The following is an 18,710-nucleotide window of genomic DNA, read 5'->3' as shown; positions in this document are numbered from 1 at the left end:
GCCGTCTCCCATTGTTTAAAAAATTGCGCAGTGGATAGGGCTCACGCCAAAAGGGTTGATCGATCCCAAAGTCGATGACTGCGTCGGTGGCCCGCCCCCCATCTCGGTGGCCCAGTGAAAATTAAGATACGAAAGTTAACGAAAGACTAACGGCCAGTGTGTCGGAAACAAAAAAGCTCCCCATTACTTCGATGGGGAGCCCTTGATCAATATTTGTGCCGGCCGCGTCGCCTATGCGGCTCGATATTGCTGTTGATCGCCAGCGCCACCGAATACCTTGAAGCCGGAAATGAGATGTTCCAGCGTCTGGGCTTCGCCGGCTACCGAGTGTAGAGCTGCCGCCGATTCTTCGACCATCGCAGCATTCTGCTGGGTGTCTCTGTCGATTTGCGAGACAGCAGATTCGATCTCATGAATTCCGGCGGACTGTTCCCGCGATTTCTGCACGATCTTCGAAACATGTACTGACATTCCGGAAACCTCGCCCGAAATTCGCTTGAGCGCATCTCCGGCCCGGCCGACCAAGGCAACGCCATTGTTGACATGGTCGGCTGAATTGCTGACGAGCACCTTTATTTCCTTGGCGGCCGAGGCAGAGCGCTGCGCCAATTCGCGCACTTCCTGAGCGACGACGGCAAAGCCCTTTCCGGCTTCCCCGGCGCGTGCCGCTTCTACGCCTGCATTCAGCGCCAAGAGGTTCGTCTGGAAGGCGATTTCGTCGATCACGCCGATAATCTGTCCGATTTCGCGAGACGAGGCCTCGATCGTCACCATCGCCTCGACAGCGCTTGTCACAACCGCACCTGACTCTTCGGCGCTTCGTGCAGCCTGACCCACCATTTCGCCCACCATGTCAGCCGTCGCGGTGGTTTCGCGCACCGTCGTCAAAACTTGTGCCAGGGCAACCGCGGTTTCTGTCACACCTGCCGCTTGTCTTTCTGTTCGCTTCGATAGTTCGTCATTCGCCTGGCTGATTTGCCGGGATCCGTTTCGAACCGAATTGGCGGCGTGACCCGCGCGCTCAAGAACGCGCTGCAACTGTTCGATCGACGCGTTGAGGGCGGTCCGAAGATCATCCATGTGGCCGACCAGCGGTTCGTGAATTCGGACAGTGAGGTCTCCGGCCGCCAGTTTGGTGAGCGCCGGCCGCAAGCTGTCGACCGCGTGCGTTACGGCGCGATGCGCCTCCGCCGTAACCTTTTCTTGCTCAATTCGCTGAGCAAGGATCTGAGCGTCGGCAACACGCGCCTTTTCGGACATGTCCAGTGCCTGCTTTTCGGATCTGGTGGCGTCCTCGATGGAGCGCTCTGCAGTCAAGAACGCCTTGACCATTGCAGATGTCGTGGTGACGAGCGCGGCAGCTTGCACGAGCAAGACGACAGCGTGCAGCATGACCCGAGAGAGATGCGATTCGCCTGGAAAGACGGCGAGGGGAAGCGCCACGTATAACGCGAGGTGGTGAACGGCCACCAGCGCCGTGAAGGCAGCGATCGCTCGCCAGTCGACCCAGGCCGCACAGATGGCAAGTGATGCGAAGAAGTACATGTGAATGTCAACCTGCAGCGACGAGCCTGCAAAAGCGTAGACCAGCATGGCCACCGTTCCGGCCTGGGCCAGCGAGGACACGACACGGGTCGTGGCACTGGAGCGTCCTTTTATCCAGCAGGCCGTTGCCGCTGCCACCATCGCGAACGTCGCGAAAGCCGTCAGCCAATCGAAACCGTCCTCGCGGAACGTCAGCCGGCCGATCAAAAGCAGCAGATTGACCCACAACAATCCGACGATTCCATAGGATGCCTGAATTCTCAGTTGTTCTAATGCGCGCATGGCATTGCTTTCTAAAGGGTAGGACGAGAGGATAGGCAGCCGGCGAGTAACGGGCTTGCGATGACGAGCAGTGCGCCAGCGTTTTTGGCGCTTCGGGCGAATTGCGGGTTTTCTGAATAAGCAACGGCGATCCAGGGCATTGCGCTGGAAGAGACGAATTGGCCTCCGGCTTCGGCAATAATGGAGAGCGTCTGGCCTTCGCTGTTTCCGGGGGGCGAGATGACCACCACAAATCCTGCTCTCGGATAAGCGATGACTGTCACCAATAGCATCGCAAACAACGAGAACACTATTGCGATCGCAGCGAAATTAACACGTTCGTTGTCGGCTGCGGCCGTCCGACTTGCGAACTCGTCGGCACTACGCATCGGCACCGCCTGACGAAGAAAGCTTGCTGAACAGCGTTGCGACCGCCTTGCGGACGGATGGCTCCTCGATCTTCTCGAATTGCAGCGCGAGCACATGTGCATCACCCGAAAGCGGCTTCACCGTCTCGACTGGCCCGTTCGGCAAGCCCTCAAAAAAAGCACTAATAATGACCTTCATATGTGAAGCCATATGGTGCAGATTGCTGGCCGATACGCGATTCCTGCCACTCTCATATTTCTGGATCTGCTGAAACGTGACGCCCAGATGTGCACCAAAAGCCGACTGTGATATTCCTCGCGCCTGCCGCAACTCGCGAACATGGGAGCCGACGGCAACATCGACAGGATCTATGCTGTTGTTCGCCCTTCCACGCCGTTTTGCCACCATGATCATTCCAGTTGAGCGGTCCGCGCGCACCCTTGCGTTCAGCGGTCGAACCCCGTGTGTGGTCGCCACTTCCTGTCAGCCGGCCGGTGGTTTGTCGGACTTGACGACACCAGGCAGTCGAATTCGCGGGTCATTGTCTTAGAAATAGAGTAGTTGCGTTGAAGAACGGTTAATGGCGGCGGAATGGCAGTGTTCTGCCCGCAACGTTGACGGATTATTGAGTTGAAACGACGCGATCAATCCAGATTGATCGGACGATGGTCGGATCAGCAAATCCCGCTCTGCGAACCCGTCAAATGATATTTGAGAGCGGCAGTTTAACCATTGAGAAATTTTTTCACCCCAAAAGTTGATCTAAGTCAATTCAGAGAAAACAATGCCGATAACACCCCTGTCGACAACGAGCCCGAATGCGCTGGACGAGTATCTGGACTTGCGATCTGTCCCCAGCCACAGACATTTTGGCCGCAGCAAGATCATCGATCGCTTTCGGTTGGCTGTTCCGTTCGACCATATTTATATCAGCGGACTGGATGTGGATAATTACCGTTTCGGGCGCGGCGTTTCTGTCGATACCGACATGCCGCCAGCCTATGTCGACGCTTATACGGCCGACCGGCTGGCTGCGATAGATCCTTTTGCCTTGGCGGCGCAGGATTCAAAGACCGTGGTCGCAGAGAGCGACGTGTATGCTATCACCCCGCCGCCGCAGCGGGTGGAATATCTGGCTCGATCCTTCGGGGTTCGAAATCGGACATTTTTCCCAGTCATGCGCAACGAGCTTGTGTACGGCGCTGTCTGTTACACCCGAGAAACACCATTCGACAAAGAAGAAGTGCAGTTTCTATCTTTGGTATCTACCGGGATTCATACCGAGATCACTCGACCTTTGATGGAGCGTTTCGCAGCGCAGCAAATGCGCCTGACGAAAGGCGAAATCGTTTGTCTCGCAAAGGCAAGTCTTGGGCTGACGAGCGAGGAAATTGCTCTGCAGACCGATTATCAGAGCGATACGGTCAACAGTTACATCAAGAACGCCGTGAAGAAGCTCGGCGCAGCCAATCGATCGCAGGCAATTGCCGAGGCGATACGGCGACGCCTCATCGACTAGAATCAGATCTCAATGCAAAGGCCACGCGCCCGTAGTTCCGCGTTGAAATCTGCCAGCAAATGCATTCGCGGTCCGAAGTCCGCGAGAAGTGCCGCGACGGTTGACGCCGCAGGTTCGTCCTGCGGCTCATTGATACAGTAACCTTGGCCGACGGCACAGATCTCGCAACCAACCGCAAGAAGGTCATCGATTAATTTGCCAATCAGGCTGTTGGTCGTGGGGAGTATATCCATATCACGCCGGCAGAGGGCAGCTTCCGTCATCTGGCCAGTGCACTTTGGGCAAGGCAATGCCCTTCCTGAACGCCGATCTGCTCCGCCGCCTCATTGGCCACGACCAGTTTGTCGAGAACAGACTCCATTTCAAGATGTAGTTCCTGGAGGCGATTGCGGACCAGACGCATCGCGGTCAGTTGCGCCTGGGCAGGTGTCAGGATCTGGCGCTCTGCACCGTGAAATTTGATGACGTTCGACATAGTGCACCTCAATCGAGCCGCGCGGCAGGCCGATCTGCCAACTGCGGTATGACAATCTGATTTTAGATTGGATGTCAGGCCGCCGTCATGCAGCGCCGATCCCATCGATCTCCGACAACCTCAAAAATAGGGTCGACTCGTTAAATCACCATTAACAAGACAATTCGACTGCAACAAACTGGGCGATTTTATCCAGCTTGAGCTTTTGCTCGTCTTTAGTCAATGAGGTGACGCCGCAGAGCTTCCGCAATAGCCTGGGAGCGGTTTGTAGCGTACAACTTTTTCGAGGCAAGTTGGAAATAAGTATTAATCGTATTCTTCTGGAAACCGGTCGCGATTGATATCTCATCTGTCGTCAGGCCCATGCTGGCCATGCGCAGGCATTCCAGTTCGCCAGAGCTGAGACGAAGGTTGTCGGCCGCAAACCTGTCCATCACCGGTTTTGTGAAAGCCTGATGAAGCGGCGGTGAAACCATGGAGAGATACTCGATTTCCTCACGGCTGAATGCCTCCGCTCTCGTAAACCCGACGGCGCCATAAACGTAATCCTTCCTTCTCAAAAGAAAGTACGTTCTGTTGTGGATGTTATGGCGGTCAAGAACTTGGGCAAGCCGGCGACTCGGACGACAGCGCTGGTAAACTTCGTTTTCCGTCACCACGGTCCCTTCAACCGGCAAGGCGGTGATGAACGGATCTTCGAGGAAGAGTTCCTCCTCGACATAGGTGTAGACGAACGTAGGCGGCAGATCACTGTCGATCGAGCGGCAGCTGGCATAGTCGAATTCAGCGATATCGAGCCCACTGATCATCACGTTCTCGAACGCAACGGCCAAGCGAGTTCGCTCAATGAGCGGATGATGGCGAAAGTTGCGATATTTCGGCCTGGAGTTGAGATCTGGGTAGGTGAGGGCGGCTACCTCCGGGGACGGCATAGAGTGGGGCATGTCGTTGGCTCAAGCTCCTTTTCTCATCTCGTCCGATCCGCATCGCCGAGACGCAAATCAAGGGGCGTTTTGATTATACGTTCAAACGGTGTTCGATTCCACGAAAGTCGTCGCCTTAACACCTTAGAGATGGCTAAAGTGAGGATTGTCTCAAATTGGCGCCATTCACTTCATCTTTGCTCAAACAATCTGCCCTAAATCTGGGGTTGGGCAGCGACAATCGCGCGATGACGCGCGGACTTCACATGGCCGAAAACGAGGATGAAACGCCAACCCTATCAGGGGCTTGAGCGACTTTGATCCAAGCTATGACCCGGTCATCGTGGGGGATAAGTCTAGCATGCCTCCGTATTAAGCAAATATTCCCAAATTTAGGGTACACTGTTTGCTATCTAGCAGGGTTTGCGGCGATTTTGCCGAAGCATGATGCTTCAAACCCTCTCCGATCAGCCGGAATTTTCCAAAGTCCCCTTGTGGATTCGCCAAGGCGCGTCCGCCCTCTTTGTTTTGCGTTCGAGGAAAAAATGAAAATTCACCACGCTATCCTGGCAGCCGCCGCCACCTTGGGCGCGATCGCCGCTTCGGCTCCCTATGCTTACGCTCTCGAAAAACCGACCGGTGAGGTCGTGCTGACCGTCAAGGCGGCGAACCTGAAGCATGCAAATGTCGACGGGAACGCCCAGTTCGATCTGGCAATGCTGGAGGCCCTGGCGGGACGTCGGGGGAAAATGGAGACGCCCTGGACTTCAGGAAAGGTCGAATTCTCCGGCCCGCTGCTGCGCGCAGTGCTCGACGCCGCCGGTGCGCAGGGATCGAAGCTGAGGGTGATCGCTCTTAACGATTATTCCGCGGAGGTTCCGATGGAGGACGCCTCGAAGATCGATACGATGCTTGCCACCCGCATGGATGGAAAACAGATGTCGGTCCGCGACAAGGGACCGCTGTTCCTGATCTATCCCTTCGACTCGACCCCTAGCCTGTTCAACGAGAAATACTTCTCGCGCTCTGTCTGGCAGATTTCGAAGATCGAGGTCAGCGAGTGAAAACCGCCGCCCAACACAATGGCGATGTCATTCGCAGAGCCAGCAAGGCCACTATGGTCCTGCAGGGCTTCGCCATCGTATTGATGTTGGGCCTGGCCTATGTCTTGGCCGACATTTCCCATCGCTACGGAACACTTCAGGATGGCATTCGGGAAAATGCCCTCTGGTCGGTCTATCAACTCGATCGCGAGGCCCGCCGTCTGCACGAAGTCTTGCATCTGATCCACGTGGAGAACAATCAAGACCCCGCCAGCCTCAAGGCCTTGTCGACGCGCTACGACATCCTCTATTCGCGCATGGACATTATCGAAAAGGCGAATTTCGAGCAAAAGTTCGCGCTTGAAAACAGCGTCCGCGAAAAGACAACGGCCATCAAGTCCGTCGTTTTCGGCATTGTCGCATACTTCGACAAGATCGCGGCGGGCAAGTCGCTGACGGCCCAAGAGATCGTCTTGATCGATACCAAGCTCGAGACAACCATCGAAAACACTGAAGAACTGCTGATTTATACGAACAACTGGGTATCCGTTAATCGTGCGGAAAGCCGCAGCGAACTTCTGAAACTGCAGATTAAATCCGCGTTGCTGGTAGTGATGCTGGTCTTTTCGGTCATCTTCCTGATTTTCTCGCTACGCCGTCAGCTCAGTTCCGTCAAGCGAGCCGGTCTCGATCTGGAGTCGATGGCAAAGGAGCTGAATGCTTCCTACCTTGCAGCCGAAGCCGGCAACCAGGCCAAGTCACAGTTCATGGCGACGATGGGTCACGAAATTCGCACGCCCCTCAACGCCATCCTGGGCACCGCCGAACTGCTCGAGCTGTCGCCACTTCCAGCTGAGGTGGCGCCGGGCGTGCAAACGATCCGGCGCTCCGGGAACGCGCTGCTCGAGATCATCAATGAGATCCTGGATTTCGCGAAGATCGAGCACGGCAAGATCGAGGTCGAGATTCGCAACGTCCCCTTGCTGCCCCTGGCCGAGGCGACAGTCGAAATGATCCGGGATCGTGCGCTTGAACATGGAAACCGTGTCGAGTTGCGCCTGCCTGAAAAACTGACAGCACCCGCCATCAGGACAGATCCGACCCGCCTCCGACAAGTTATGCTCAATCTCCTGAGCAATGCCGTGAAATTCACCCGCGATGGCGCTGTGACGATGACCCTCGCCGAAGTGGCACGCCGCGGCAGTGCGTTGCTGCGAGTCGAGATCTCAGACACTGGGATCGGAATCGATCCATCGAGCATGAACAAGCTTTTTCGGCCCTTTTCCCAGGTCGATGCCTCGATCAGCCGCAAGTACGGAGGAACCGGGCTTGGTCTGACGATCTGCAAGCAGATCGTCGAGGCGCTGGGTGGAGAGATCGGCGTTTCAAGTACCAAGGGAGAAGGAAGCACCTTCTGGTTCGAGATTCCGATGGTCGCCGCTGACGAGCCAACAACCGGGAGCCTGGTTTCTGCCCCACAGATGGCTACCGTCGAAGCGCTTCCCATCCTCAACATCTTGCTCGTCGAGGATAATGTGGTCAACCAGCAGGTCGCGGCTGGCTTTCTCAGACACCTCGGTCAGCACGTGCTGATCGCCAATGATGGGTTTGAAGCCATCGCTGCCATAGAACAGCATCGGTTCGATCTTGTCCTCATGGATATGCAAATGCCGAATCTGGACGGCATCGAAGCAACACGCCACATACGCGTCATGCCTGGAGTCTCTACCGATCTTGCCATCATCGCCATGACCGCGAACGCCTCCGACGACGACCGGCTTCGATGCCGTGAAGCCGGCATGAATGCTTTCCAAAGCAAGCCGGTGACGATGCCGCAGTTGCGTAAGATCGTCGCTGACACCCGAAAGATTACCGCTCCGGACAATGACACCCGGACCGTGGCAGCGGGCAAGGACAATAATAACGGCTTCGACGACAGTTTTGCCGCGCGCCGCAAAGAGATAGTCGATGCCCTGGGCGACGAAGTGTTCGAGGAGTTAGTCGTCAGCTTCTTCGACGACGCTGCGACGGTTCTCGATGAACTCGCGAATGCACTCAAGGCGAACGACCACAGACGACTTGATCCTCTCTTACATACATTGAAGGGAGCCGCATCGAGCATCGGCCTGGTTGAAATAGCGGAAACGTCCCAGCGCCTGCGGGGCCGGGACTTTTCTGAAATGCAATTGAGCGCGCTGGAAGAGCTCATGACGAGCTGCAGGCAACGCTGCGCGAACTGACAGGGAAAAGAATGCGTATTTTACTCGTCGATGATAACAAGACCAATCTCATCTTTCTCACCAAGCTGGTAGAAAAGCTTCCCGGCTGTACCGCGGTCCCCTTCGGAAATCCGGTCGATGTCCTGACCGCGATGCCGGGGCTCGATTTCGATATCGCAATTGTCGATTTCCAGATGCCTGACTACAACGGGGTCGAGTTGCTGACGGAGATCATGCATTTCGACAAATACAGAATGAGGCCCGTGGTTTTTGTCACGGCAGACGGTGACACGTCAGTGCGCATGTCAGCGCTGAATGCCGGGGCCATTGATTTTCTGACCAAACCCGTACAGCCGCTGGAATTCCAGGCCCGGATGCGCAATCTGGTAGCACTGGTCGAAGCGCAGAACAAACTCGCGGACAAGGCTGCCTGGTTGCGTCAGGAGGTCGACAAGGCGGTGCTCGAACTGCGCGCGCGCGAGGAAGAAATCATCGATCGGCTGGCGATCGCTGCAAGTTATAAAGATGCCGAAACGGCAAAGCACACCAAGCGCGTGGGATGCTACTCCGAGGCAATCGCGATCGCATATGGTCTGAAGCCGGAGTTCTGTTCCGATATCCGGCTTGCCTCGCCCATGCACGATATCGGTAAGGTCGCTATTCCAGACGCCGTGCTTCTAAAGAAAGGCAAGCTGACCGAACAGGAGTTTTCGGCCATGCAACGCCACACCATTGCCGGTTGCGATATCCTGCGGGAATCCAAGTCCAGCCTGCTTCAGCTCGCCGCAGAAATTGCCGGCAGCCATCATGAACGTTGGGACGGCCAAGGATATCCTTTCCGTCTTTCCGGTGAGGCAATTCCCCTATCGGGTCGAATCGTGGCAATTGCTGACAATTTCGACGCCTTAACGACCGCAAGGCCCTACAAGGAAGCATGGAGTGTCGAGCGCACCGTGGATCACATCCGCGAGCGTGCGGGCACCCAGTTCGACCCACATTGCGTCGATGCATTCCTCGAAGCATTGCCTTCGATCCTGAAAATCATGCTCGAGAACCTCGAGCAACCTGTCGTCGCCGCACACGGCGACGTGAACGTCACCTACCAGACAATAGAATATAGAGAAGCGATCTGAAACATGACTACGATTGAGGCCGTACAAGAGGAGCGCCGCTCCTTTCCCCGGTGGAAGACTTTGAAGGCTGTGCGCATTCTTTTCCACTCGGGCGCCAGTTCGTTCGACGGCATCGTGCGCAACATGTCAGAAGGCGGGGCCAAGGTGATACTGGAATCATCCATAGGTCTTCCCGATGATATCGAGCTGGTCTTCGAAGACGGCACAAAGAAGTCGGCCAAAGTTGTTCGACGGGGCTTAACGGAGATTGGCGTCGCTTTTGTCTCCCTCCCTGGGAAATAGAACCGTGCATGAACAATGCTCTCTATATTAGTGGCGCGTTAACCTTTGAGCCCTAATATTAGGACGTACGAAATCGCCCACGGACGCGTTCGAGTCATGCTTGATAGGCACGCGCGCAATCTTAGCTTCCTATCAAGCATACCGCGGGACGAGCGATCCCGCTTTAAGGCAACTCGATGTCGAACCATAGCGCACAGCGGCAACTGAATGAACGCCTCGATTTTGTTGGCCTCGATGTGGACCAACGGCGTTCGCTAGCCGCCCTCTCACCGACGATCGGCGGGTCGCTGGATGGCGCCCTCGACACATTTTACAAGAAGGCGCGTGTCCATCCCGATACCGCACATTTTTTCGCCAACGAGGCCCATATCCAGCATGCCAAGAGCCGGCAGATCGATCACTGGAAAAGGATTGCCGCTGCAACCTTCGACGACAGCTATGTCGAGGCGGTTTCCACCGTCGGCCGCACCCATGCCAGGCTGGGACTTGAACCACGTTGGTATATTGGCGGCTATGCACTCATCCTCGAATCCATCGTGCGATCCGTGGTCGATCAGGAACTCTCGGGTCTGTTGCACCGACGCAAAGCCAAGAAGCTCGGCGATGACATTTCTTCAGTCGTCAAGGCGGCGCTGGTCGACATGGACTACGCGATCTCCGTCTATCTCGATGTGCTCGATACCCAGCGCAAGCAAGCCGAAGAAACCCAGAAACATCTCAAGGAAGAGCAGGACAATGTCATTTCCGCGCTCGACAGCGCACTCAACGCGCTGGCGGCAGGCGACCTGACCGCTCCGCTACGCCAGGACATGTCGTCCGACTTCCAGAGCCTTAAGAACAATTACAACACTTCGATCGGCAGCCTTGGCGCCGCGCTGGCACAGATCAGTGATTCCGTCGAAACGGTCTCGATGCAGTCGAATGAAATCTCTTCCGCGACGGACGACATGGCCAAGCGAACAGAAACACAGGCATCAGCGCTTGAGGAGACCGCAGCTGCACTTGAGCAGATTGCGACGATTTCGCGGCTGGCTCAGTCACGCACCGACGACATCCAGAAGGTTGTCCTGCAGTCGGCCACCGAAGCTGCCCAGTCCGGCGTCATCGTGGAGGAAGCCGTCAAGGCGATGAGCGAGATCGAAGGATCTTCCCAACGCATGACGCAGATCATCGGTACGATCGACGAGATCGCCTTCCAGACCAATCTGTTGGCGCTGAACGCGGGGGTCGAAGCAGCGCGCGCAGGTGATCAAGGAAAGGGATTTGCAGTTGTCGCCCAGGAGGTTCGCGAATTGGCGCAACGCTCGGCGGTGGCTGCCAAGGAAATAAGGGAGTTGATCGGCAAGTCTTCGACCGACGTTTCCCGCGGCGTTGCACTGGTCAACGATACCGGAAAAATCCTTCGCACCATCGGCGGGCAGGTCCAGACAATCCACGAGCACATGAGCACGATTGTGCAGTCGGCGAAGGAACAGGCTTCCGGGATCGCCGAGATCAATACGGCTGTCAGCAATATGGACCTGATCACGCAGCAAAATGCCGCGATGGTCGAGGAAACGTCCGCCGCAACCATGAAGATGTCGGCTGAAGCTGTGCGTCTTGGTCAACTTGTCTCAGGTTTCAAGGTTGACAATACCCGCCGGCCCGAAAAACCAACTGACGTTCAACGCTCACCAGCGCGCCGGTTGATGGCCACTGTCGCAAACCAGTTCGGTGCGGCACGCGCGGTCGACAACTGGCAGGAATTCTGAGCGCGCTTTAGGTTGTCAAAATTTCCTGCATGTGTGACGCAACGATCTGCCGAGGAACGGAAATGGACGAGAATCTAGTCGCAGTCGTGGATCGATTGGTCGTCCGCAACCACGTCATGGGTAATCAGATTCTCGCATTGCAGGCGGTATGCGCCGCCGCATTCGCCGAGATTTGTCTTCTTCAGCGAGATCCCCGACTGGCGGCGCTGCGCACAAGCGCGATGCTGGGAGGAACTGCTCAAGCTATCGCGGACGGCTTCTCTTCGATGCCGTCGGTCGGTGATTTCGATACGTCCGAAATAACCCAGATGTTGGAGAAGATTGCGGACATTTCGGAAAAGACGGTGCTGGATCGCGACATCAACCGACACCTAAGCTCTGGCGCCGACACCAACGTCAGCTAACCACTGATCATTTTTCCTTGGATGCCTATAGAAGGGAATTAGGCTCTTGCCTCTTCCCCCGAGCGCTCACGCTTGTGCGGCTTGGGACCAACGGCTTTCCAAACGCCGAACTTCCAGAGAATGCGCTTTGTTTCGGCATCTGCCTGAAATATAGACCATTTTGGTCGGGGCTAGCCGGTGTATTTATCAGTTTTTAATCTTTCTATCCTATTTTTCGGAACATGACTTCCAGGCCGATATCTGGCTTTTCGGTCATCCCCACGTTGAACTTCAACGCGCTGGTCGGGTCGCCGCGCCGCGCCGCGTCGCTTTGTCGTTTCGTTCCGCTTTATTTCCGCATGGCCTTGGAGCTTTGAATGTCGCTTTTCGGTATCGCTACCCGCCTTTATCTGCTTATAGGTTTGTCGCTCCTCCTGGTCGCGGGTGTGATGATCTTCACGTTGCGCGACACGGCGTCCGGCCTGGAAGATGAGCGGAGGTCTCTTTTGCTGACCGTCGATGAAGTCGCGCTGTCGCTCATTGAACAAAAATATTCCCTGGAGACTTCCGGCGCATTATCGCGCGCAGAGGCTCAGCGCAGCGCTCTCGATGAACTCGGAAAGATCAGATATGGCGAAAGTGGGTATCTGTGGGTCAACGATCTCAAGCAGGTCGTCCTCATGCATCCGATCAAGCCGGAGCTCAACGGCCAGGACGTCACAGACATGAAGGATCCGAATGGCAAGGCACTCTTTGTCGAGTTCGTGAAGACCGCCAAGGCGAAGCGTTCCGGATTCGTCGACTATATCTGGCCGAAACCGGGCGTGAAGGAACCGGTTCGCAAGCTCTCGCATGTCGCCTTGTTCGAACCTTGGGGCTGGGTGGTTGGAAACGGCGTCTACCTCGATGATCTCGATGCAAAATTCTGGCAGACGGCACGCAGCGCCATGATAATCGCGATTGTCGGGGCGATCGTGATGCTGGCCGGTGCATTTACGATCATTCGCTCGGTAATTCGCCCGCTGGCGCGGCTTCGCGAAGCGATGAACCGTATCGCCGCCGAAGATTTTGCCGGTAAAATCCCCGACGTCGACCGGCGAGACGAGGTCGGGCAGATGGCGAGAACACTCGGTGCGCTGCGCGACTCCGTCAATGACAGGGTGCAATTGCGGCTCGCAGAAACGGATGCGCAACGCGCTCTTCTGGACCAGGAACGAGCCGAGGCCGAGCGCCTCCAGGCAATTCATGCCGGCAATCTCGATCTCGTCGTCTCGGAACTGGGGGCGGGCCTTGCCAGGCTTGCTGAATGCAACATTCGCCTGACGCTGGATGAGCCCTTCCCAGGCGATTTCGAACGCTTGCGGCTGGATTTCAACAACTCCATTGCGACTTTCCAGGCGACTCTGGAGCAGGTGCTGGCGCAAACCGGTGCACTTCAGGCGAATGGCCAGGAGATGCATACCGCAGCGGACAATCTGGCGAAGCGCACGGAACAGCAGGCGGCCGCGCTTGAGCAGACATCTGCTGCCCTCGAGCAGGTGACGGCGACGGTCAAGGCGTCGTCGGAGCGCACCCAGGAAACGCGGCGCCTGGTAATCGACGCGAAGAAATGTGCGGTCGCATCGGGAGACGTCGTGCGTGAAACAGTCGATGCCATGCGTCGCATCGAGACAGCGTCGGAGGAAATCAATCAAATCATCGGCGCCATCGACGAGATCGCCTTCCAGACCAACCTGCTGGCGCTGAACGCAGGCGTCGAGGCCGCCCGCGCTGGCGAAGCCGGCAAGGGGTTTGCCGTCGTCGCCCAGGAGGTTCGCGAACTTGCGCAACGGTCGGCCCGTGCTGCCAAGGAGATCAAGTCGCTGATATCGAACTCAGTGGTCGCGGTGTCGGCCGGAGTTCGGCTCGTTGGCGAGACGGGGGCATCGCTGGATCAGATCGAAGGCTTCGTGGCTGCGATCGACAGCAATGTCGATGCGATCGCCACCGCTGCTGCTGAGCAGTCGGTCGGATTGCAGCAGATCAGTGCTGCCGTAAATGATATTGACCAGATGACACAGCAGAATGCTTCGATGGTTCAGGAAACGACAGCTATAAGCTTCACATTGTCGGAAGGCGCTAATCTTCTTGCTGCGCTTGTCGGTCGCTTCAAGCTCAACCGCCGCGCCGCCCGCCGTGAACCGGGGTCGGACGCGGACCTGGCCGGAAGCAACCGCGGCAGGGCGGGACACGATGTCGCACGCGCGGCGTAGCTGCAAGACAAAGGGTTGAGAGTGGAAAACAGGCGAAAATCTTCGGACTATTCGCCTGTGGCCATGAGTTCGGGATGATTGCTGGACATGGGCGTGCCCGCGAAAAGCATCGAGCAATCAGGGTCAGGAACATCGATGCAGCGTCCGCGCAATTGCAGATATTGGGCGATGTCCAGGAGCAAATGGCTACGATCGCCAAAGCGTTCGATAACCTCGTTGACGTTTCGCCTGACTTCATCGGAAACGTCTTCGTCGTCCCCCAGGCAGTAATGCGCCGAACCGATTGCACAAATATTACTACCTGCCGCAATGATCGCCGCAACAAACTCCGGTATTTCGTGTCGTTTCATCCTGCTATGGTCCCGAATATGCCCCTTCGGTGATCTTGCCGATTCGATGTACTCGATGAAATGAAATGATTTTCGAGGGCCTATGCAGAAAATGAATAATAGGAATGAATTGGGTCTGCTGGCTGTTTTCGAAGCCGTTGCCGAAACGCGGTCGATCACCCGCGCAGCGGAACGCCTGGCGCTTAGCCAGCCCGCTGTCAGCCACGCTTTGAACCGCCTGAGAGACCGTATCGGAGATCCGCTTTTTTTGCGCGGTCGGGACGGTTTGCTGCCGACGCCGAGAGCGGTTGCAATGATGGAACCGGTTAGAGATATCCTTCGGGCTGCCGATACGATCTTTGCCGACGGCAGCTACAATCCGCTCGAGGATCCCAGGACATTTCGGTTGGCCGCGAGCGAATATTCCATCGCTACCCTTATTCCGCGTATCATTCCCATGCTCCGCAACCGCGCGCCAAAGGCGATTCTCGAGGTGATGCCCTTTGGCGGCACGACTTTGGGCGAGATGGAGACCGGTGCGGTCGATTGTAGCTTCTGGGGAAGTGCCGTGCCGCCGGCTCCTTGGCAGACGCGGTCGCTGTTTCGCGAGCAACTGATCGGCGTCGTTGGAGAAACGCATCCCTTGGCGGATAAGGCGCGGCGGGGTCAGGTCACATTGGACGATTACCTTGCTTATCCGCATATCGTCGTTTCGATGAAAGAACCGGGCCGCAGTCAGATCGACGTGGCGCTCGAAGAAATCGGGCGGACACGCAATGTGACGGTATCGACCCACAGCTTCTCGGCCAACATCGCCTCTTTGCTTGCCAGCGACCTGATCAGCTCGCTGCCCTCAAGGCTTGTCAGCAACGCCCGTGATCGCGGGCTGGTGGGTTTCGAACTGCCTTTGGCGGTGCCGCGCTTTTCCTATTGCCTGGCATGGCACAGGCGAACCGAAGCGGATCCGGCACTGATCTGGTTTCGTGGAATGATATTCGAGCTTGCCCAGGAAACAGCGGTGGATTCCGTGGCTCGCCTCTTCGAACAGGGCAAAATGTCGTCAGACGCCTAGGCGATGTTTGCGATGGCGGTTTGGTCGTCTTTTCCCGCTCCAGCCGCCGGAGCAAGTTTGTAACAGTCGCGCCCGTTTATCTTGGCCTCGTAAAGCGCAAGGTCCGCGCGTCGCATCGTGTCCTCGAGCGTTTCGCTATGCCTTGTCTGAGCGATTCCGAAGCTGGCGCTGATCGATGTTGCTTCCGGGACGAGACGATAGCTTTGTTGGGTGAGGGCCGAGCGTAGCGTCTTGACCAGCAATATCGCCTGGAGTTCGTCGCAAGGGCTCAACAGCATGGCAAATTCTTCGCCGCCGATACGGCCGCAAATGCCCTTTTCCCCGCATAACTGTCTCGACAACGATCCGAAGGTCGCGATCACTTCATCGCCGGCAGCATGCCCAAAACGATCGTTGATCGACTTGAAGTGATCCAGATCCGCCATGATCACACACTGCGGGATGCCAGGCAGTGCGCAAGCGAGTATTGTACGTCCCTGGCTCAGAAAGCCCTTGCGATTGAGGGTGTCCGACAGCGAATCCTGCTGCGCGTCGATGCAAGCGTCTGCCATCAATTCCGTCACGATGACCCCGAATATCGTCAGTCCCAGCAGGAGCGACAGGATGGCGCCTGCCGTCTGGGAGTAGTAGGCATAGGTGCTGACGATATAGGAGCGCACGCCCGCGCCCGTGCTGATCTGGTAGGCCAAGGCGGCTTTCATCGCAAATTGCGTGCTCGACAGCCCAAGGATCGTTGCGAGCAAGAGGTCGGCGGTCCGACGACGTCGTCTCGACCATATCGCTGCTGCTGCCAATGCGGTCATGATGACCGAAGGTGCCTGATAACCGATAGCGTGCAGGAGGGAGTCGCGAGGCAGGTCATAAAGAACAAGGGGCTGCAGCGCGACAAACAGGATGAGCGGCAGGACGAGCATTTCGGCACGGGCGCGCTGTTGGTAGTGACGAACCGTGCCGATGGTAATCGTGGTCAAGGCTGACTGGAAGAATGCAAATGACAGGAACGTCGTGGCCCGGTCCCAGGGAATGAGCCATGCGAATCCCTCCACCGTTACGGTCACCGATGCGCACAGGAAGCCTGCGGAGCACCAATGGGCCAGGTCTTTCGAGGAACGACCGCTCATCGACTGAAATGCAATTGCAAACGCAACGCCAATCGAAAAGTTCACCATGAGCAGAAACGTCGCTCCGGTCATGGAACTGCGCAGCTTTTTATCGTCATCCCTTTTCCATTTCCGCTGAATCGCTCGACAAGGCGGCGTCCTGCCCCAATTTTAGGACCGAAAGGTTTCTAAACCGTTGCGCCGCAATTTCGCATTTTTAAGATCGTTGATTTGATCATTATGGCGCAAATGCGATTTAAAGATAATAATTGTAATCATAATAAATATCTGGACTTTAAGATATGAAATGCGATCCTTATGGCGCACAGAGGGCTTAAGGATAATATTTATATGCATAGTGACCATGTCCAAAGCAAGCCGCTTAAGGTCGTTCTGGATACTTTGGGGATGCGGCTGGAGCAGTACCGGATCTCCCGCAACCTGAAGCAGGAAGATGTCGCAAAGCTTGCGGGCCTCTCGCGCATGACCGTAAGCAAGCTCGAAAGCGGCAAAGGTGCGACGCTCGATACCTTGGTGCGCGTTCTGCGCGCCTACGGTCTGGAGGAGCGCATCTTCAATGTCGTTCCCGATGCAAGCTTGAGTCCGCTTGACGCGAGATCGGCGGAGGGAAAACCGCGCCAGAGAGTGCGCAGTACGGAAGAGGAAGGGGAGGCTGACGAGCCTTGGTCCTGGGGTGACGACACCTTCCGAGGCCAGGAACGATGAAACGTGCTCAAGTCAAATTATGGGGCAGCAACATCGGTGCCGTCGTCTGGGACGAAACACGCAGTCTCGGCGTGTTCGAATATGCGCGCAACTTCCTCCGATCCGGTATCGAGGTTGCTCCACTTGCGATGCCGTTAAGGTCAGGTGTTTTCGACTTTCCCGAGCTTGCCTGGCGAACTTTCAAGGGCTTGCCAGGCCTGTTGTCCGACAGTCTGCCTGACAAGTTCGGCAACTTGCTGATCAACCGCTGGCTGGCGCAGCAGGGGCGGCCCGCCGACAGTATGAACCCGGTCGAAAGGCTCTGCTACACTGGAAGCCGCGGCATGGGGGCGTTGGAATTTGAACCATCCGCCGCAGGTCTTGGTCCGGCTGGCGCCCAACTCGACATCGCCGCAATGGTCGATCTCGCTTCGGCGGTCGTCAGCGATCGATTGAAGTTGTCGGGGGTCCTGGCTGGAGAGGACGATGCCGAGGCGCTGCGCGAAATCTTGCGCATTGGCACATCCGCCGGCGGTGCGCGCGCAAAAGCGGTGCTTGCCTGGAATCCGCAAACGGGAGAATTTCGCTCCGGCCAGACGATGCCCGGATCGGGGTTTGAACATTGGCTGATGAAGTTTGACGGTGTTGCCGGAAATTCCGACAAGGAACTGGCAGATCCCAACGGCTTCGGCCGGCTCGAATATGCCTGCTATCTGCTGGCGCAGGACGCTGGCGTGACAATGGCGCCGTGCCGGCTACATGAGGAAGGCGGTCGAGCCCATTTCATGACCAAAAGATTTGATCGAACCGGCCGCGGCGACAAGCTTCACATGTTGTCGCTCGGCGCGATGCGTCATTTCGACTTCAATATCCCGCGCGCCTATTCTTATGAACAGGCGATAGAAACCATGAGGCTGCTAGGTTTCGACCAATCGGCGCTCGAACAGCAGGTCCGACGAGCCTTTCTCAATATCGTGATCCGCAACCAGGATGACCACGTGAAGAATATCGCCTTTCTGATGGATCGCTCCGGGCGCTGGTCGCTCTCACCAGCCTTTGACGTTGCCTATGCCTATAATCCTGAAGGGGAATGGACGAGCCAGCACCAGATGTCACTCAACGGCAAGACGACCGGTTTCGGGAAAGCGGATCTGGTCGCCTTCGGACAATTTGCCGATCTCAAGAAAAGCCGCATCAACTCCATCTTGGAGGATGTCATCGTCGCTGCCAAGAATTGGCAAGCCTATGCCGAAATCGCGCGCGTCCCAGAAACGTTGACGCAAGGCGCAATGCGCGGTTTCCGCCTGGAATTCCCCTCGGTTCAGACAGTTTAGTGAGCTGAAAAGCGA

Annotated in this window: 18 protein-coding genes; 11 read left to right on the top strand and 7 right to left on the bottom strand. The window is 56.6% G+C overall.

Annotated elements, in window-relative coordinates:
- Window positions 1–231 precede the first annotated feature (231 nt).
- The 3 genes from GVL52_RS22275 to GVL52_RS22265 form a co-directional block, all read right to left on the bottom strand.
- Window positions 232–1,773, bottom strand: coding sequence for a methyl-accepting chemotaxis protein (locus GVL52_RS22275; RefSeq protein ID WP_160011141.1), 1,542 nt, complete (start codon window positions 1,771–1,773; stop codon window positions 232–234).
- A 65-nt stretch (window positions 1,774–1,838) separates the two neighbouring features.
- Window positions 1,839–2,195: a hypothetical protein gene (locus tag GVL52_RS22270; protein ID WP_159952684.1), complete on the bottom strand. Its 357-nt coding sequence runs from the start codon at window positions 2,193–2,195 to the stop codon at window positions 1,839–1,841.
- The gene (locus GVL52_RS22265) at window positions 2,188–2,583 is read right to left on the bottom strand and encodes a helix-turn-helix domain-containing protein (protein ID WP_160011139.1); all 396 of its coding nucleotides are present in this window, start codon (window positions 2,581–2,583) and stop codon (window positions 2,188–2,190) included. The genes GVL52_RS22270 and GVL52_RS22265 overlap by 8 nt, the downstream gene beginning before the upstream one ends.
- 376 nt (window positions 2,584–2,959) lie before the next feature.
- On the opposite strand from GVL52_RS22265, the gene GVL52_RS22260 reads away from it, so the two are divergent.
- Complete coding sequence (locus GVL52_RS22260; RefSeq protein ID WP_159952682.1) at window positions 2,960–3,694, top strand: autoinducer binding domain-containing protein; 735 nt, start codon at window positions 2,960–2,962, stop codon at window positions 3,692–3,694.
- A gap of 259 nt (window positions 3,695–3,953) precedes the next feature.
- Here GVL52_RS22260 and GVL52_RS22255 read toward each other — a convergent pair whose 3' ends face one another.
- Together GVL52_RS22255 and GVL52_RS22250 are read right to left on the bottom strand one after the other, a co-directional pair.
- Window positions 3,954–4,169, bottom strand: coding sequence for a hypothetical protein (locus GVL52_RS22255; RefSeq protein WP_159952681.1), 216 nt, complete (start codon window positions 4,167–4,169; stop codon window positions 3,954–3,956).
- Window positions 4,170–4,384: 215 nt separating this feature from the next.
- Window positions 4,385–5,113 (bottom strand): response regulator transcription factor, encoded by a 729-nt coding sequence (locus tag GVL52_RS22250; RefSeq protein WP_159952680.1) that lies wholly within the window; start codon window positions 5,111–5,113, stop codon window positions 4,385–4,387.
- A gap of 524 nt (window positions 5,114–5,637) precedes the next feature.
- On the opposite strand from GVL52_RS22250, the gene GVL52_RS22245 reads away from it, so the two are divergent.
- The 7 genes from GVL52_RS22245 (at window position 5,638) to GVL52_RS22215 (ending at window position 14,155) form a co-directional block, all read left to right on the top strand.
- A complete protein-coding gene (locus GVL52_RS22245; protein WP_159952679.1) occupies window positions 5,638–6,156 on the top strand; it encodes a molybdopterin-dependent oxidoreductase in 519 nt (172 codons plus the stop codon).
- Complete coding sequence (locus GVL52_RS22240; protein WP_160011137.1) at window positions 6,153–8,375, top strand: ATP-binding protein; 2,223 nt, start codon at window positions 6,153–6,155, stop codon at window positions 8,373–8,375. Before GVL52_RS22245 ends, GVL52_RS22240 begins: the two co-directional genes overlap by 4 nt.
- A gap of 11 nt (window positions 8,376–8,386) precedes the next feature.
- Window positions 8,387–9,487 carry an HD domain-containing phosphohydrolase gene (locus GVL52_RS22235; protein WP_160011135.1) on the top strand — a complete coding sequence of 367 codons (1,101 nt, stop codon included), beginning with the start codon at window positions 8,387–8,389 and terminating at the stop codon, window positions 9,485–9,487.
- Between the two features lie 3 nt (window positions 9,488–9,490).
- Window positions 9,491–9,769: a PilZ domain-containing protein gene (locus GVL52_RS22230; RefSeq protein ID WP_159952676.1), complete on the top strand. Its 279-nt coding sequence runs from the start codon at window positions 9,491–9,493 to the stop codon at window positions 9,767–9,769.
- Window positions 9,770–9,945: 176 nt separating this feature from the next.
- Window positions 9,946–11,520 (top strand): globin-coupled sensor protein, encoded by a 1,575-nt coding sequence (locus GVL52_RS22225; RefSeq protein ID WP_160011133.1) that lies wholly within the window; start codon window positions 9,946–9,948, stop codon window positions 11,518–11,520.
- A gap of 62 nt (window positions 11,521–11,582) precedes the next feature.
- A complete protein-coding gene (locus tag GVL52_RS22220; protein WP_159952674.1) occupies window positions 11,583–11,924 on the top strand; it encodes a hypothetical protein in 342 nt (113 codons plus the stop codon).
- A 356-nt stretch (window positions 11,925–12,280) separates the two neighbouring features.
- Window positions 12,281–14,155 carry a methyl-accepting chemotaxis protein gene (locus GVL52_RS22215; RefSeq protein ID WP_160011131.1) on the top strand — a complete coding sequence of 625 codons (1,875 nt, stop codon included), beginning with the start codon at window positions 12,281–12,283 and terminating at the stop codon, window positions 14,153–14,155.
- A gap of 47 nt (window positions 14,156–14,202) precedes the next feature.
- On the opposite strand, the gene GVL52_RS22210 is transcribed toward GVL52_RS22215, so the two are convergent.
- Window positions 14,203–14,505: a hypothetical protein gene (locus GVL52_RS22210; protein ID WP_200844351.1), complete on the bottom strand. Its 303-nt coding sequence runs from the start codon at window positions 14,503–14,505 to the stop codon at window positions 14,203–14,205.
- Window positions 14,506–14,596: 91 nt separating this feature from the next.
- Here GVL52_RS22210 and GVL52_RS22205 point away from each other — a divergent pair, with 91 nt between their 5' ends.
- Window positions 14,597–15,556: a LysR family transcriptional regulator gene (locus GVL52_RS22205; protein WP_160011129.1), complete on the top strand. Its 960-nt coding sequence runs from the start codon at window positions 14,597–14,599 to the stop codon at window positions 15,554–15,556.
- Here GVL52_RS22205 and GVL52_RS22200 read toward each other — a convergent pair.
- Window positions 15,553–16,749: a diguanylate cyclase gene (locus tag GVL52_RS22200; RefSeq protein WP_160011127.1), complete on the bottom strand. Its 1,197-nt coding sequence runs from the start codon at window positions 16,747–16,749 to the stop codon at window positions 15,553–15,555. The genes GVL52_RS22205 and GVL52_RS22200 overlap by 4 nt on opposite strands.
- A gap of 258 nt (window positions 16,750–17,007) precedes the next feature.
- Here GVL52_RS22200 and GVL52_RS22195 point away from each other — a divergent pair, with 258 nt between their 5' ends.
- The gene (locus tag GVL52_RS22195) at window positions 17,008–17,382 is read left to right on the top strand and encodes a helix-turn-helix transcriptional regulator (protein ID WP_159952670.1); all 375 of its coding nucleotides are present in this window, start codon (window positions 17,008–17,010) and stop codon (window positions 17,380–17,382) included.
- Entirely contained in the window at window positions 17,379–18,695 is a 1,317-nt protein-coding gene (locus GVL52_RS22190; RefSeq protein ID WP_160011125.1) for a type II toxin-antitoxin system HipA family toxin, read from the top strand. Before GVL52_RS22195 ends, GVL52_RS22190 begins: the two co-directional genes overlap by 4 nt.
- Window positions 18,696–18,710 lie beyond the last annotated feature (15 nt).

The organism is Rhizobium sp. 18055 (assembly GCF_902706285.1).
Classification (GTDB): domain Bacteria; phylum Pseudomonadota; class Alphaproteobacteria; order Rhizobiales; family Rhizobiaceae; genus Rhizobium.
Note: the sequence above shows the minus strand (reverse complement) of the source record. Positions and strands in the feature narration are given on the sequence as shown.